Annotated in this window: 11 protein-coding genes; 4 read left to right on the forward strand and 7 right to left on the reverse strand. The window is 65.5% G+C overall.

The window, feature by feature from the left end:
• Nucleotides 1-8 precede the first annotated feature (8 nt).
• Nucleotides 9-740: a phosphatase PAP2 family protein gene (locus tag J7360_RS13815; RefSeq protein WP_209034089.1), complete on the reverse strand. Its 732-nt coding sequence runs from the start codon at nucleotides 738-740 to the stop codon at nucleotides 9-11.
• Complete coding sequence (gene ispG / locus J7360_RS13820) at nucleotides 721-1,986, reverse strand: flavodoxin-dependent (E)-4-hydroxy-3-methylbut-2-enyl-diphosphate synthase (protein ID WP_007965749.1); 1,266 nt, start codon at nucleotides 1,984-1,986, stop codon at nucleotides 721-723. The genes J7360_RS13815 and ispG overlap by 20 nt, the downstream gene beginning before the upstream one ends.
• Nucleotides 1,987-2,368: 382 nt before the next feature.
• Between ispG and J7360_RS13825 the strand changes: the two genes are divergently transcribed.
• Together J7360_RS13825 and J7360_RS13830 are read left to right on the forward strand one after the other, a co-directional pair.
• On the forward strand, nucleotides 2,369-3,595 hold the full coding sequence (locus J7360_RS13825) for an ATP-binding protein (RefSeq protein WP_057659222.1): 1,227 nt from the start codon (nucleotides 2,369-2,371) through the stop codon (nucleotides 3,593-3,595).
• Nucleotides 3,592-4,158, forward strand: coding sequence for a response regulator transcription factor (locus J7360_RS13830; protein ID WP_017158628.1), 567 nt, complete (start codon nucleotides 3,592-3,594; stop codon nucleotides 4,156-4,158). The genes J7360_RS13825 and J7360_RS13830 overlap by 4 nt, the downstream gene beginning before the upstream one ends.
• Before the next feature lie 185 nt (nucleotides 4,159-4,343).
• Here the strand turns inward: J7360_RS13830 and J7360_RS13835 are convergent, their stop codons facing one another.
• The gene (locus tag J7360_RS13835; RefSeq protein ID WP_057659221.1) at nucleotides 4,344-5,330 is read right to left on the reverse strand and encodes a glycoside hydrolase family 5 protein; all 987 of its coding nucleotides are present in this window, start codon (nucleotides 5,328-5,330) and stop codon (nucleotides 4,344-4,346) included.
• 484 nt (nucleotides 5,331-5,814) lie between these two features.
• Between J7360_RS13835 and J7360_RS13840 the strand changes: the two genes are divergently transcribed.
• The gene (locus J7360_RS13840) at nucleotides 5,815-7,671 is read left to right on the forward strand and encodes an EAL domain-containing protein (protein ID WP_209034091.1); all 1,857 of its coding nucleotides are present in this window, start codon (nucleotides 5,815-5,817) and stop codon (nucleotides 7,669-7,671) included.
• Nucleotides 7,672-7,869: 198 nt separating this feature from the next.
• Here the strand turns inward: J7360_RS13840 and J7360_RS13845 are convergent, their stop codons facing one another.
• Nucleotides 7,870-9,432 (reverse strand): sodium/sugar symporter, encoded by a 1,563-nt coding sequence (locus J7360_RS13845; RefSeq protein ID WP_057659225.1) that lies wholly within the window; start codon nucleotides 9,430-9,432, stop codon nucleotides 7,870-7,872.
• Nucleotides 9,433-9,686: 254 nt separating this feature from the next.
• Nucleotides 9,687-12,299, reverse strand: a complete 2,613-nt coding sequence (locus tag J7360_RS13850; RefSeq protein WP_057659215.1) for an exo 1,3/1,4-beta-D-glucan glucohydrolase — start codon at nucleotides 12,297-12,299, stop codon at nucleotides 9,687-9,689.
• Nucleotides 12,300-12,733: 434 nt separating this feature from the next.
• Here J7360_RS13850 and J7360_RS13855 point away from each other — a divergent pair, with 434 nt between their 5' ends.
• Nucleotides 12,734-14,689 carry an alkaline phosphatase PhoX gene (locus J7360_RS13855; RefSeq protein WP_057659212.1) on the forward strand — a complete coding sequence of 652 codons (1,956 nt, stop codon included), beginning with the start codon at nucleotides 12,734-12,736 and terminating at the stop codon, nucleotides 14,687-14,689.
• Between the two features lie 217 nt (nucleotides 14,690-14,906).
• On the opposite strand, the gene J7360_RS13860 is transcribed toward J7360_RS13855, so the two are convergent.
• Together J7360_RS13860 and J7360_RS13865 are read right to left on the reverse strand one after the other, a co-directional pair.
• Nucleotides 14,907-15,530, reverse strand: coding sequence for an AAA family ATPase (locus J7360_RS13860; RefSeq protein WP_057678959.1), 624 nt, complete (start codon nucleotides 15,528-15,530; stop codon nucleotides 14,907-14,909).
• 3 nt (nucleotides 15,531-15,533) lie between these two features.
• Nucleotides 15,534-15,878 carry a type II toxin-antitoxin system prevent-host-death family antitoxin gene (locus tag J7360_RS13865; RefSeq protein WP_007965758.1) on the reverse strand — a complete coding sequence of 115 codons (345 nt, stop codon included), beginning with the start codon at nucleotides 15,876-15,878 and terminating at the stop codon, nucleotides 15,534-15,536.
• Between the last annotated feature and the right edge of the window lie 102 nt (nucleotides 15,879-15,980).

Genomic DNA, 15,980 nt, shown 5'->3' on the forward strand with positions numbered 1-15,980 from the left:
AGCTGCTCTCAATCGGAAAACGGCACGCGCCCGGGCTGCTCCACCACCGCTCCAGCCGGCGTGCGCCAATGCGGCCGCCGCGCGCCGCGGAACATCACCAGATACAGCCCGACCACCCACACCAGCGCGGCCGACCAGCCGCCCAGGATGTCGGACGGATAATGCACGCCCAGGTAGATGCGCGAGATGCCCACCAGCAGCGCGAACAAGCTGGCGACAATGGTCACCGGCCAGCGCAAGCGCGTGCTCCAGGCCAGCGCGATGACGACCGCTGCCAGCGTCATCGAGCCCATCGCATGGCCGCTGGGAAAGCTGAACGTGCTTTCCGGGGCGATCGATTCCCACAGGCTCGGGCGGTCGCGCTGGAAAAACTGCTTGGCGCCCATGTTGAGCAGCGCCGAGCCACCGAATCCCAGCGCGGCAAACGTGCCCTCGCGCCAACGCTGCAAGACCAGCAATACCAGCGCAATGGCGATATCGGCCGGAATCACGCCGTACTGGTAGCCCACCTTGGAGATCGCGCCGAAAAACGCATCCAGCTCAGGCGTGGCGATGCTGCGCATGCTCCACAGCAGCGGCTCGTCGAAGTAGACATTTTCCAGCGCGTGGACTTCGTCGGCCAGGTCCACGAACAGGCCCAACGGGAGCAGCACCCCGGCAAACAGCAACGCCATCCGCCACGCATTGCTACGCAACCATCCCTTGAACCCGGCCGGCGATTCAGCCGACGCGGCGGACATAGGTGCGTTCGACGTATTGATCGATCAACTCGATGAATTCGTACGCGATGTTTTCGCCGCGCAAGGTGACGCTCTTTTCGCCATCGATGAACACCGGCGCCGAAGGTGCCTCGCCCGTGCCCGGCAGCGAAATGCCGATATTGGCGTGGCGCGATTCGCCTGGCCCGTTGACCACGCAGCCCATCACCGCCAGGGTCATGTTTTCCGCGCCCGGGTTGCTGATCTTCCACTCCGGCATCTTGGCGCGCACGTGGTTCTGCACTACCCCGGCCAGCTCCTGGAAGAACTCGGAGGTGGTGCGGCCGCAGCCCGGGCAGGCGGTGACCATCGGGGTGAAGGCACGCTGGCCGGTGGTCTGCAGCAGTTCCTGTGCCACCACCACTTCCTGGGTGCGCGACTGCCCCGGCTCGGGGGTCAGCGAAATACGAATGGTGTCGCCGATGCCTTCCTGCAACAGCACGCTCAGTGCGGCCGCCGAAGCCACGATGCCCTTGCTGCCGATGCCGGCTTCGGTGAGCCCCAGATGCAGCGCGAAATCGCAGCGGCTGGCCATGTCGCGATACACCGCGATCAGCTCCTGCACACCGGACACCTTGGCCGACAGGATGATGCGCTCGCGCGGCAGGCCCAGCTCCACCGCACGCTCGGCCGAATCCACCGCCGAGCGGATCAGCGCCTCGCGCAGCACCCGGCCGGCATCCCACGGGGTATCGCGTTGCGAATTTTCGTCCATCAGCTGCGCTGCCAGCGACTGGTCCAGCGAGCCCCAGTTGGCGCCGATCCGCACCGGCTTGCCGTACTTGATGGCGAACTCGATCAACTGACCGAACTGCAGGTCCTTCTTCTTGCCGAACCCGACATTGCCCGGATTGATGCGGTACTTGGCCAGCGCCTCGGCGCAGGCCGGCTCGGCAGCGAGCAATTGATGGCCGTTGTAATGGAAGTCGCCGATCAAAGGCACTTCGATGCCCATCATGCGCAGCTTGTCGACGATGCGCGGAATGGCGGCAGCGGACTCGGCATTGTTGACGGTCAGGCGCACCATTTCCGAGCCGGCGCGCCACAGATCGGCCACCTGCTTGACGCTGCCGGCGATGTCGGCGGTGTCGGTGTTGGTCATCGACTGGACGACGACCGGATGGCCCCCGCCTACGGTCACGCTGCCGATCTTGACGGCCTGGGTGATGCGGCGCGGCCAGGCGGTGGCGTCGGCGGGAGGGGTTGGGCGGGTCACGGCGTCATGCATCCCGCTATTTTAGCCTGTCCGCCGTGCGCTCACAGCTGAAGCGAGAGGCACGCCGATCTCTAGAGCGTGTTCTGTACGTTGAGGTGAGTGCGAAGCGTCCGGTGGCGCGTCGGGACAAGGCGGGCGCTGCGACCCAGGCTGGCCGCCTGGGCAAGGCGCGCAACGCGGTATCGGCGCGCTGCAGGCCGCTTCCCGGAGGGTTGGCCGCCAGCGGCGGGCGGCGGGCGGCTTGCCTTGGCGCCAGCCAAGCCGGAGCCATGCAGCCCCCCCTCCGCACCGCTGGCGGCCGACGCATCTCAATCTCAACGTGCATAACCCGCTCTAGGCCGATGCGACGGTTTGTCGCAGGCCACCATCTTCTCAAGCGCATAGCATTGCCGTGATGAACAGCTCCGACGCTTCCTTCCTGCGGACCCTCTGCAGCCTGCGCTGGCTGGCCACTGCCGGCCAGGCCGCCACCATCCTGGTCGCGACCGGGCTGATGGGCCTGAACCTGCCGCAGCAACCCCTGTGGGCCGGCGTGGCCGCGTTGGCGGTCTTCAACCTGTATGCGCAGCTGCGCGTGGCACACCGCGGCGCGGTGAGCCCGGCCACCGAGTTCGGGCACATCCTGGTCGACGTGACCGTGCTGACCTGGATGGTGGGCTGGAGCGGCGGCATCGCCAACCCGTTCGGCTCGTTGTTCCTGGTGCTGATCGCGCTGGCCGCACTGGCACTGCCGCTGAGCTGGGCGATGGCGGTAGCGGCATCGTGCGTGGCCGGCTATGTGATCAGCGCGGCGTTCGGGCTGCCGCTGCCCTACGGCGGCTTCGACCCGCTCAGCCTGCACATGTGGGGCATGGCGGCCAACTTCCTGCTGTCCACCGTGGTGGTGCTGGCGTTCGCGACACGGCTGGCTTTTTCGATGCGCGAGCGCGAGCGCGAAATCTCCACATTGCGTGAGCGCTTTGCGCGCAACGAAGGCATCGTCGCGCTGGCCACGCATGCGGCCTCGGTGGCGCACGAATTGAACACGCCGCTGGCCACCATGACCCTGCTGGTGGACGACATCGCCGATCAGTGCGAGCAGGGCGAATTGCGCGAAGACCTGGATACCTTGCGCGAGCTGCTGGTGCAGTGCCATGAGCGCGTGCTGGCATTGGCGGCACCGGCCGACAACGGCCATCTGAGCCGCGAGGTGGCGGTGAAAGACGTGCTGGAACAATGGCGCCTGGTGCGTCCCACCATCGAGCTGCGCCGCAATGATGACGCACCGATGCGGCTGATGCTGCAGCCCGGCGTCAGCCACCTGCTGATGGTGCTGCTCAACAATGCCGCCGATGCCGGCGAACGGGCCGGGCGTCCGCAGATCGACCTGACCCTGCGGGTGGAACACGACCATCTCAGCGGCGAAGTGCGCGACTACGGACCCGGCTTCGACACCGCGCAAGCGATGCTGCCGGGCACGCTGTTCAATAGCGGCAAGCACGACGGCATGGGCGTCGGGCTGGCGCTCTCGCATGCCACTGTCGAACGCCTGCAGGGCGAGCTGTGGATGCTGCCCGCCGAAGGCAGCGGCGCGCGCGTCGGTTTCCGTCTGCCGCTCTCCGACCACGAGGCACTCGCATGACAAGTCCCCCAATCCGTACCGGCCTGCTGGTCGACGACGACACCTTGTACCTGCGCACGCTGCAACGCAGCCTTGCACGCCGCGGCGTGGAAACGCTCACCGCCACCGATGCGGCCAGTGCATTGTCCACGGCACGCAGCGCGTTGCCGGATTTTGCGTTGATCGATCTCAAGCTCGGCCACGACTCCGGTTTGAGCCTGATCCAGCCGCTGCGCGAGATCCGCGCCGACATGCGCATCCTGCTGGTCACCGGTTACGCCAGCATCGCCACGGCGGTGGAGGCGATCAAACTCGGCGCCGATGACTACCTGCCCAAGCCGGCCAATATTCCCACCATCATGCGGGCGCTGGGCGAAGAGGATGACGAGTTGCCAGAGCCGGACGAAGAAGAAAGCGCGCAGGAAATGATGACGCCGCTCAGCCGCTTGCAGTGGGAGCACATCCAGCAGGCGCTGCACGAAACCGGCGGCAACGTGTCGGCGGCCGCGCGCCTGCTCGGCATGCATCGCCGATCGCTGCAGCGCAAGCTGACCAAGCGCCCGAGCCCGGGGCCGTTACGCTAGCCGTCTTGCCCCTGTCGCCGGACCTTATACGGCAGGCATATCGCGAAGACTTGTGACGCATCTGAAATGCGTGTCACGCGTGCCGGTGTGCCGATGCCGGCTGCGCAACGGCGCACAGATCGACAGCGTTGCAATGCCCTTGTGCGCGGCCGAAAAACTACAGTTTCCGGCTGCAGGACTTCATCTCACAGCGGGCCGAACACGCTTGCCCGACGCGAGGTTGCCGCGATGCCATCGGTGCCCAGGATCAGGTTGCGGCCCCAGCTGCTCAGTTGTGCGGCATTCCAGCCGATCGCGATATCCAGCGACTGCGTGCTGCTGTCGTTGCCCGACCATGACCAGCCCATGTAGCCAACCTTGTAGTCGCGCGCGCGGCGCATGATCGCCGCTTCGTCCACATGCGCACCGCGCTGGTCGCCACCGAATTCGCCGATCACCAGCGCCAGCTTTTTATCGTTAAAGGCGCGCAGGTAATTGTTGATCGTGGCATCGCTACCGAACACCTCGTACATGTGCACGCTGAATACCAGGTTGCGGCGGCTGTCGCGGGCCAGCAGCACAGCGGCGTTGTCGCGCATGTAGAACTGCCAGTCCTGGCCCCAGTTGGGCGCATCCACCATCAAGGCGTGGGTCAGTCCATTCTTGCGCAAAGTGGCGATGGCGGTGGCATGGCCGTTGACCCATTCGCTGGCAGTCAGGCTATTGCCGAACGGTTCGTTGGCGATATTGATGACCACACGGTCTTCGTTGCCGATCAGCGCCTTGCGGATGGCGACCCAGTAATTGGTCGCATTGACCAGATTCGCAGCGGCGGTGTCTTCGCCGTAGCCGGTGGTGTCGTGGACCTCCAGCACGGCGATCAAGCCCAGGCTTTTGCAGCGCGCGATGATGCGGGCCACATCGGCCTCCGGTGTGCGCGTCCAGCGGTAGCCGGAACTGAGCACGACGCGCACGCTGTTGGCACCGGTGGCCGCAATGACTGCCAACGCCGCATCGGTGCGGCCCGCGTACCAGGCATGTGGAAGATTGACGCCGCGCAGCACCAACGCATTGCCATTGGACTCGCGCAACTGCGTGCCGGACACCGTGAGCCCGGCATGGGCGGCAGACGACAGCGCCAGTCCGGCGACGACGAGAAGCGTGCGTTGTGCAAAAGACAGCAATGAATTCACGATAATTCCAGAAAAGAAGTGACAAAAGCCGCGATGGCCAACTCACAGCGCGAGTGAAGACTGTGTCAACTCGTGTCACGCATGAGGCGAATGCGCATCACAAAAGCAAACATCGGCCAAAGACCATTGGTCGCATGCGCGACGCGGATGGTTGCGCTGCGTCAACACTGCTGCCTCCAAAAGGTGATCGGCAGCGCACGCGGGATATTTAGGCGTCGCCACCGGAGGGCATGCGCCACTGCGCATCGGAGCGTGTCCACGTCCTGCAACGGCAGCATTGGCCGGTCGAGGGAAGCGGATCGACCGTTTCCGGCGCATGCCTGCGACAGCGCTGCGCAAATGGCATTCCGATCGCGCGCGGCGCGTGTGTGGCTCTGCCAAGGCACTGTTCGTGTGTTCCAACGCGGCCCGGGCCCGCCTGCTGCAACTGAACGGCACCCATCAGCGCCAATCAAGGGATTACGCTTCAGGCCGATACGAGCACATGCCTTCCCTGCCTGCCCCCGTCGCGTCTCTTCTTCCGCCCACGCTCGACGAGTCCACCCGGCTCGAGGTGCTGCGCGGCCTATGCCTGCTGGATTCGCCGCCAGACCCGGTGTTCGACACCGTGGCGGCCATGGCAGCGCGCAGCCTGGACGCGGAAATTGCGTTGGTATCGCTGGTGGACGAGCACCGCCAGTGGTTCAAGGCGCGCATTGACCTGGAAGCGCGCGAAACGCCGCGTAGCCAGGCGTTCTGCGCGCATGCAATCCGCTCGGACGAAGTGATGGTGGTGCCGGATGCGCAACTGGATCCGCGCTTTTGCGACAACCCGCTGGTGCTGGGCCCGCCATTCATTCGCTTCTATGCCGGCGCACCGTTGAAGCTGAGCGACGGCCATAGCATCGGCACCCTGTGCGTGATCGGCACCAGCCCGCGCCCCGGGCTGGATCAAGCTGCAATCACGCACCTGGAAGGCCTGCGCGACCTGGCCGTGCTGCGCGTGGAAAACCTGCGCAGTACCACCTACCGCGATGGTCCGACCGGGCTGCCCAACCGCTCGCGCTTCAGCGAAGACCTGGATACCTGGCTGTCGCAACGCGACACGGCGCCGGCCACCACGGCAGTGGCCATCGATGTCTGCGGCAGCGACTACTTCCGCGATATGGTCAAGGCGCTGGGCTGGGAATACGCAGACGGCTACGTCGCCCTGGCACAGCGTCGCCTTGCCGCCTACCTGCCTGGCGGCACCCTGCTGTATCGGCTGGACCCGACCACCTTCGGTTTCCTGGCGCAGGCCGAAGGCCAGCGCCTGGCCACGCTATGCACCAAGGTCTCCAAGGCGTTCACCGAGCCCTTGGAACATCAGGGCATTCCACATACCGCAGTGGCTTCGATCGGCGCGGTCTCGCTGCAATCCAGCTACGGCGCCGCCGATACCATCCGCTCGCTGACCACCTCGGTGGATATTGCACGCGAGCGCTGCCTGCCGTGGAGCATGTACGAGCGCAAGCACGATGTTGCCCAGCGCAACACCTTCCGCCTACTCGCCGCCCTGCCCGCGGCCCTGGACAGTGCCAGCCAGCTGCGCCTGCACTTTCAGCCGCGCGTGGATCTGCACGACCACCGTTGCGTCGGCGTGGAAGCCTTGCTGCGCTGGCAACACCCGATGATCGGTCCGGTGATGCCGTCGGATTTCATTCCGATGGCCGAAAAAACCGCGCTGATCAACCGCATCACGGCCTGGGTCATCGACAACGGCATCGCGCAGGCAGCGCGCTGGCAGCAGCAAGGCCTGGACTTCAACCTGGCCTTGAACGTGTCGGCTGCCGATCTGGACCGCCCCGGCTTTGCCGGCCTGCTGCGGCGCGGTCTGGACCGTCACAAGCTGGATCCGCGGCGGCTGGAAATCGAATTCACCGAAAGCGCGATGATTCGCCACCCCGACCACCTGGCCGAACAACTGGCCACCATTGCAGCGCTGGGCGTGCATATCGCCATCGACGACTTCGGCACCGGCTACAGCAATTTCAGCTATCTCAAGCAGCTGCCGGCCAGTTCGTTGAAGATCGATCAATCCTTCATCCGCTCGCTGCCGGACAGCCAAACCGATCGCACCCTGGTACCGGCGATGATCCAGCTTGGCCACAGTCTGGGCCAGCGTGTGGTCGCCGAAGGCATCGAATCGGCGGAGGCGTACGCGCAATTGCGCGCCTGGGGCTGCGACGAAGGCCAGGGCTACTGGATCGCCAAACCGATGCCGGCCGCCGCGTTGGAAACCTGGCTGGAAACGCCGTGGCACGAGCAACATGCCGCGCCGGCCAACCTGCTTGCCGCCAGCTTGGCCGCGGCGCGCGTCTAGGCGCAGCCAACAAACCAACCGCTTCCACCATTCGGTGGCGCGTGCGGTACGCGAGCGGCATCTCCCACGCGTGCACAGTGGATCCTGTGGGCCATCCAAACCCGCTTGACGAAGCTCGCCGCCGAAACGGCAGGCTGTCAACGCAGCGCGGCGCAACACCAAGGTGCCGCGCCGCGCTGCATTTCAAGACATGGCTGCTTACCAGAACACGGTGTACAGCACGATCAGAATCGCGATCACGCCGGCCGCGCCGATCTTGAAGCCGAGGGTGGTGCCGTAGGCGACGTCGTTGGTACGGATCAGATCGCGTGCCTGCGTGGCAGGCGTCAGCAACGACACCACCACCGCCAATACCAGCGCGGCAACGAACACCACACCGATGCGGTCCATGAATGGCAGTTCGGGCCAGGCGAACTTGAGCGTGAAGGACAACACCACCGAGCCGATCGCCGCGGTCAGCGCGCCGGCTTCGTTGGCCAGCTTCCAGAACAGGCCAAGCATGAAGATCACCACCACGCCCGGGGTAAAGAAGCCGGTGAATTCCTGGATGAACTGAAAGCCCTGATCGAAGTTGCCCAGCAACGGCCGCGCGGTGAGGATGCCGATCAGCACCGAGGCGGCGGCCACGAGACGCCCCACGCGCACCAGCTGCTTCTGCTCGGTCTGCGGACGGAACTTGGCGTAGAAATCCAGGGTGAAGATCGTCGCCACCGAATTGATCTTGGACGCCAGCGAGGCCACGATCGCCGCAACCAACGCGGCAAACACCAGGCCCAGGATGCCGGTCGGCAACAACTGCATCATGGTCGGGTAGGCCTGATCGGGCTTGGCCAGATCAGGCGCCAGCACCACTGCGGCAATGCCCGGCACCACGATCACCAACGGCATCAGCAGCTTCAGGAACGCGGCAAACACCATGCCCTTCTGCGCCTCGCCGATGTTCTTGGCGGCCAGCGCGCGCTGGATGATGTACTGGTTGAAACCCCAGTAACTGATGTTCATCACCCACAGCCCGCCGAACAGCACGCTCAGGCCCGGCAGATCCTTGTAGAACGGGTTGTCCCTGGTCAGGATCATGTGGAAGTGCTCCGGGTGCGCCGTCCACAGGTGCTGGAAGCCGGCCAGCACGCCGGCACCATCGCCAATGCGCGCCAGGGTCAGCCCCGCCACCAGCAGGCCGCCCAGCACCAGCAGGGTGACCTGCACGATGTCGGTCAGCGCCACCGCCTTCAATCCGCCATACAACTGGTAAACCAGCGCGAACACGCCGATCAATGCCAGCGCCAGGGTCTGGTCCATGCCGGTGACCTGGCTGACCGCGATCGATCCCAGCCACAGGATCGAGGTCAGGTTGACGAACACGTACAGCAGCAGCCAGAACACCGCCATCAGCGTGCGGATCCACGTGCCGTAACGCTGCTCCAAGAACTGCGGCATGGTGTAGATGCCGTTGCGCAGGAAGATCGGCAGGAAGAACTTGCCGACGATCAGCAGCGTCAGCGCCGCCATCCATTCGTAGGAGGCGATCGCCAGACCGATCGCATAGCCGGAACCGGCCATGCCGATGATCTGTTCGGCCGAGATGTTCGCCGCGATCAGCGAGGCGCCGATCGCCCACCACGGCAGCGACTTGCTCGCCAGGAAGTAATCCTCGGCGCTCTTGCTGTGGCCTGCCTTCTCGCGCGAGACCCACTGCGCGAGCACGAAGATGCCGGCCAGATAGACCAGCACGATCACGATATCCAACGTCGCCAAACCCACTGCACTCTCCTGTCTGGCTTTGGGGTGTGCGTCGAACGCCAGACAGGCCTGCAGAATGCCGCCGCAACGCACGGCGTGCGCCACGGCAGCGCGGCGAACCGCAGCTGCAGGCCATCCCGGCCGATCGACACGCGCGTCCCGCGGCGGCTGATGACACCACCGATCAGGGTGGCCGCTATACCGCGTCGCCGGCACTGGCGACGCAGCTGTTTGGTCTCATCTCAGGCGCGCACGCACGCCTGCGGGAATGCTGCTTACTTGACCGGGCAGTCGACGGTGACTTCGGCTTCGTTGAGCGCGCCAAGCGACACCTTGGACACCGACAGGTCCAGCGCGGCAGCGCTTTCGATGCTGGCGACCTGGGTCAGCTTGGTCACATCCGCGCCGGCCACTGCGAAGCACTTCAACGGCACGCCGACCACTTTCCACTGGCCTTGCGGCAGCGCAGCCAGGGTCTTCTGGACGTCGACACGACCACCGCACTTGTCGCCACAGCCCACGCCCAGCCACACCGGCGCGGTCACCGCGCTGTCGCGGCGCAGGGTCAGCTGCAACTGCACATCGCCGTTGCTTTCACGCGAGACGTCCACCGGCTTGGCGGACACCAGCAACACGCTGGAGGCGGTACTGCCGGACCACACCAGACGGCGCGCATCTTCCTGCGCCTTGTGGTCGACTGCGGTCATCTTCAGGCTGCCATCGGACAAGCCCACCGGCAGCGTGGTTGCCGGCATGTTGGCCTGACCGGCATTGGACAGCTGCATGGCGATGCCGAGCGCAGGCTTGCCGCGCACGAAGTACATCCCGCCTACCGACTGCTCGCCGGACACGCCGGATTCTTCCGGCAGTGCTGCCAGGTCGCCCTTGTCGGCGTAGGTCAGGCCGAAGCCGAACTTGAACTGCGGGTCGTAGTCCTTCTGGCCGACGTTATTGGCGAACTGCACGGCGGTCTTGGGCCAGGAGAAGCTGAGCTTGCCCTTGAAGTCGTTCTGCACCGAGCCATCGGCCTTGCGCAGCAGCACATCGGCAATGCCCTCGCCTTCGGAGCCCGGCAACCAGGCAGCGACGAACGCGTCGGAGGCGTTGATGTACTGATTCATCCACAGCGGACGCCCGCTCAGGAATACCGCCACCACCGGGATGCCTTCGGCCTTGAGTTTCTTGATCAGGGCCAGTTCGCTTTCGTCGCCCGGCTTGTACAACAGGGTGGCGATATCGCCCTGGAATTCGGCATACGGATTTTCGCCGAACACCACCACGGCCACGTCGGGCTTGGTCTTGTAGGCGCCATCCACGGCCAGCTCGGCGCTGCCGCCGGCGGCCTTGATCTGCTTGTCCAGGCCTTCCCAGATGGTGGTGCCGTTGGGATAGTCGCTGCGCTTGGTGCCGGTGCCCTGCCAGTTCAGGGTCCAGCCGCCGGACTGCTTGCCCATGTCGTTGGCACCGTCGCCCAGCACCAGCACGCGCTTGGTCGGATTCAGCGGCAAGATGCCGGCCTGGTTCTTCAGCAGCACCAGCGACTCACGTACCGCCTGACGGGCGATCGCACGGTGTTCCGGTGCGCCGAGCAATTCGTACTTGCCACCGAGTGGGCGCTTGGACGGCTTGCCGGCCTCGAACAGGCCCAGGCGCATCTTCACGCGCAGGATGCGGCGCACGGCATCGTCCAGACGCTCGGCCGAGATCTGCCCGGACTTCACCGCCGCCAGTTCGGTCTCGTAGATACCTTTCCAGCTGTCGGCGGCCATCGCCATGTCGACACCGGCGATGAACGAGGCCGGGCAGTTCTGGTTGGTGCAGCCCTTGACCTGGCCGTGGCCATTCCAGTCGCCGACCACGAATCCGCCGAAATTCATGCGGCCCTTGAGCACGTCGGTCAGCATGACCTTGTTGCCGTGCATCTTTTCGCCGTTGAAGCTGTTGAACGAGGCCATCACGCTCTGTGCGCCAGCGGCAATCGCAGGCGGATAGCCGGCGGCGTGGATATCGCGCATGGTGGATTCGGACACCTTGGTGTCGCCCTGGTCCTTGCCGTCGGTGGTGCCGCCGTCGCCGACGAAATGCTTCACCGACGAAATGACGTGGCTGCCGTCCAGGAACTGCGGCGTGCCCGGCACGCCCTGTACGCCTTCGACCATCTTGCCGGCAAAGCTGGCCACCACCTCCGGCGACTCGGAATAGCCTTCGTAGGTGCGGCCCCAGCGGTCGTCCTGCGGCACGGCCACGGTCGGCGCAAAGGTCCACTCCATGCCGGTGACGCGGGTTTCGGCAGCGGTGACTTCGCCGATCTTCTTGATCAGTTCCGGATTGCGCGTGGCGCCCAGGCCGATGTTGTGCGGGAACAGCGTGGCGCCGACGATGTTGCTCTGGCCGTGCACCGCATCGATGCCGAAGATGATCGGAATCGCGTTGCCGCCCTTGGAAGTGTCCATCGACGCCTCATAGAACGCGTCGGCCAGCTTCAACCATTCGGCCGGGCTAGCGTTGTACTTGCCGCCCGGATCGGAATTGCCGCCGGCCAGCACCGAGCCGATGCGGTACTTGCGCACGTCGTCCGGGGTCATGCTGGCGATATCGCCCTGGATGGTCTGGGCGACCTTCTCTTCCACGCTCATCTTGGCCATCACATCGGTGATGCGCTGCTCCAGTGCCGCGTCCTGCGGGAACGGCCACTTCCGCGACGGCCACTGGTCCGGATGGATGGCGGTCGAGGCCTCGGCAGGTGCGGCGGCCGGGGCGGTCTTGCTCGCTTCGGCAGCGGTGTCCTTGCCTTGGCAGGCGGCCAGCATCAGCACCGCAGCGGCGGTGGCCAGGCAGAGGGCGCGACGCGCGACGGGCGCGGCGGTACGACGGAGCAGCTTGTCCAAGATTCGTTTCTCCAGGGTGGTTCTCCCACGGCGATGCGTTGCGCCGCAGGCCATTAGGCGGCGTACGCTTGCGTGATTCCCCTACCCTGTCAACAACAGCTGCCCGTATGCCGAATACCGGGCAACTTATTGGCCGCGGCTATAGCATTGGAATACCGGCAGCACCTGTGAAACCGCGCAAAACCACCTGATCTGCCGCAGCGTCTGAGCGCGCGAGCAGATGCACTTTGCTGCATCGCACCACCCGCCGGTCTGACCAATGCGCAGCATCGGCGTGTCAAGGGAATCTGGCAGCGCTCGCTTGCCACCACACGTTCGAATGCAGGCCAACGGGTGAGCCTGCTGTCAAACAACCGTCATACCAGCGGCCTAGCGTGACCGGCTTGCCGATGCGCCACGGCCATCGTTGATCGTCGCCTTTGCCTGGAGTTTCGATGTCCCCCTCCCCCGACCCCTCCCGTCGTCGCCTGATGCAATTGCTGGCGGCCGTCCCCCTATTGCCGCTCGGCAACGCCAGCGCTGCCGCCCTGCAACAGCTTGGCGGTGCGGCGTGGGCCGCGCGCCCGCTGCGGCCGTCGGACAACCCGACCCGCCTGGTCTCGGCCACCTTCCACGGCATGCCGGCGCCGAGCCTGGCCGATCCGGCGGCAATGGCCACCACCACGGTCGGTTCGGCCCTCAGCGTGACCCGCAGCGACGGCAGCACGCAGCGGTATGCGCTGGCCTACCACCCGTTCTTCATTACCGGCGATCAGGTGCCGGACGGCAACGGCGGCACCGTGCTGGCGGGCGGGTACTACGACATCCAGCATCGCCCGATCATCGACCGCTCCAAACCCGGTGCCGAGCGTCCGTTCTTTTCCGATTGCCCGGACGGCTCCTCGCTATTGACCCTGCCCAATGCCAAGGTGCCAGGCGTCAAGGGCAACCATGTGTTCGCAGTGGTGCAGTTCGAATACACCACCCGCGACCAGGCCGGCAACGACACCAACCGTCACCTGCCTGCGCCGATCGCGGTGCTGACGCTGGACCAGGACCCGGCCACCGGCAAGCTGTCGCTGGTGAAGTACCACAACGTCGACACCGCACCGGTCCATGGGCTGTGGACCACCTGCGGCGCCAGCCTGTCGCCGTGGAATACCCACCTGTCCAGCGAAGAGTACGAACCCGATGCCACCGCGCTGGCCGGCAACACCCAGTTCCGCAGCTACAGCACGCATCTGTACGGCGACCCGGAGAAAGCCAACCCGTACCACTACGGCCATCTGCCGGAGATCACCGTGCACCCGGACGGAACGGGGAGCGTGCGCAAGCACTACTGCCTGGGCCGCATCTCGCACGAGCTGGTGCAGGTGATGCCCGACCAACGCACCGTGCTGATGGGCGACGACGCGACCAACGGCGGGCTGTTCATGTTCATTGCCGACCGCAAGGCGGATCTCTCCGCCGGCACCTTGTATGTCGGCAAGTGGCACCAGACTTCGGGCGTCGGACCGGGCGCGGCCACGCTGCGCTGGATCAAGCTCGGCCACGCCACCAGCGCCGAGATCCAGGCCATGGCCGACCGTCTCACCGCTGCCGACATCCTCGACGTGCACCTGAGCGACCCGAGCGATGCTTCGTTCACCAAGATTCCGTTCAACGGCACCTTCAACTGGATCCGCATCAAGCCCGGCATGGAGAAGGCCGCCACGTATCTGGAAACCCATCGCTATGCCGCGCTGGCCGGCGGCAGCCTGGGCTTCACCAAGCTCGAAGGCACCACCGTCAACGCGCGCGACAAGGTCGCCTACATGGCCATGTCCTATATCGTCACCAGCATGCTCAACGGCTCGGGCGATGTGAAAGTGCAGGGTCCGGAAGCTGGCGCGGTGTATGCCCTGAACCTGCGCGGCGGCCAGCGCGATAGCCAAGGCGCGCCGATCCACAGCGATTGGGTGCCGATCGACATGGCCGCCCCGGCCGCCCTCACCGGCCACAACCTGGCCAAGGCCGACGCGCTGGGCAACCTGGCCGACCCGGAACGGATCGCCAACCCGGACAACCTCAAGTTCTCCGAATCGCTGCGCACCTTGTTCATCGGCGAAGACAGCAGCCTGCACGTCAACAATTTCCTGTGGGCCTACAACGTGGACAGCGGCACGCTGACGCGCGTGCTGTCGGTGCCGGCGGGCGCCGAATCGACCGGCCTGCATGCGGTCGACGAGATCCACGGCTGGACCTATGTCATGAGCAACTTCCAGCATCCCGGCGACTGGGAAAGCCCGTTGCACGACACCGTCAAGGCCACGCTGGATCCGCTGGTCCGCGCCAACTACAAGGATCGCTTCGGTGGCGCGGTGGGTTATCTCACCGGCGACCCGGTGGCAGTGCAGTTGAGCAAGGCGTAAGCGTCGCCGTTTCCAGGTACGGCGCTGCATGACGCAACAGCCGACACGTGCAGCGGGGCATTCCCGCTGCTGTCGCATCCCGGTAGCAGCGCACCTGGGCGGGAGGAGCGTTGCCGATATGGACTGTCGCGCCCGGGTGCGCTCCTCCGGGTAAGGTCGATGGGTGTCTGGCCGCGTCGGTGAGACGGATCAAAGCATAAGCGCCTGAGCAAGCGACTCAGGACTGCCGCAACTCCAGCGCTGCCATCACGATGGGCTTGGCCCAATCGGGTACCTGCGCCAGTTCGTCCGGCGTTTGCGGGTAATGCAGGCCGCTGCGGTCCAGTTCCAGCACCAGTATGGGCGATGCCTGAGCTGCGGCATCGGCCGATGCGCTGTTGTCGTAGACATGCAGCACTGCCAGGTGAGGCAGCAAGGCAATCAGGTTGGCACGCGAGGCGTCGTAACGCTCGCGGATCTTGTGCTCGGGAATGGCATGACCGCCGGCCGCAACCCGCGCCGCCACGCGCTCGATATGCAGGTCCACGGTCGCCAACCCGCAAAACCAGACCGCGACCGTGTGCTGCGCGCAGGCCTCGCGCAGCAGGCGCGGAATGGTCGTCGCGCCCAGCGTGGTTTCGAAGGCGAAATCGCTGCCATCGGCCATGGCCTGGCGCAGCCGCCGTACGCCTTCCTGCCAGGCCTGCGCGTTCGCTTCTGCAGGCGCCCAGCCCTGTTCCACCAAGTCCCTGGTGAAGGCGTCCGGGTTGAACCAGGTGGCGCCGTCCTCTTGCAGAAACCGGCCCAGTAACGAACTCTTGCCCGCGCCATTGACGCCGGCCAGCACCAGAAGATTACCCATCGCTTACAGCGACGGGCCCAGGGTGACCTTGCGGCCGCGGCGTGCCGGTGTGGCGATCGCCTTGGCCAGGCCCGCACCCTCAGTCGCCCCCGCAAGATGCGCGTCGAACTTCGCCTGCAGTGCCTGCAGCGACTGCGCGCGCGCCGAGGTTGCGGCCGCCGCACTGGCCTGATTGACCAGGCGCCGATACTCCTCGGCATCCACCACCACCGCTTCGGGATGATTGTGGTTGGTGATCACCACTGCCCCGTGCGAGCGCACCTTGCGCATCAGGCTGGGCCAGCCCTTTACCTTGATGTCGGCAGCGGGGGATTTTTCGAGCTCGGGCAGATCCTGGAAGCGCGACATGGGGAAATCCGGGGCGAAGTGCTGGCGATCAGCCTACTCCCAAATTCCCAATTTAGGAAATTTGTCCATTTTGTCCAAACAATCCGGTCGATCATGCCGTCC

Source organism: Xanthomonas sp. D-99, assembly GCF_017746145.1.
Lineage (GTDB): Bacteria > Pseudomonadota > Gammaproteobacteria > Xanthomonadales > Xanthomonadaceae > Xanthomonas > Xanthomonas cissicola.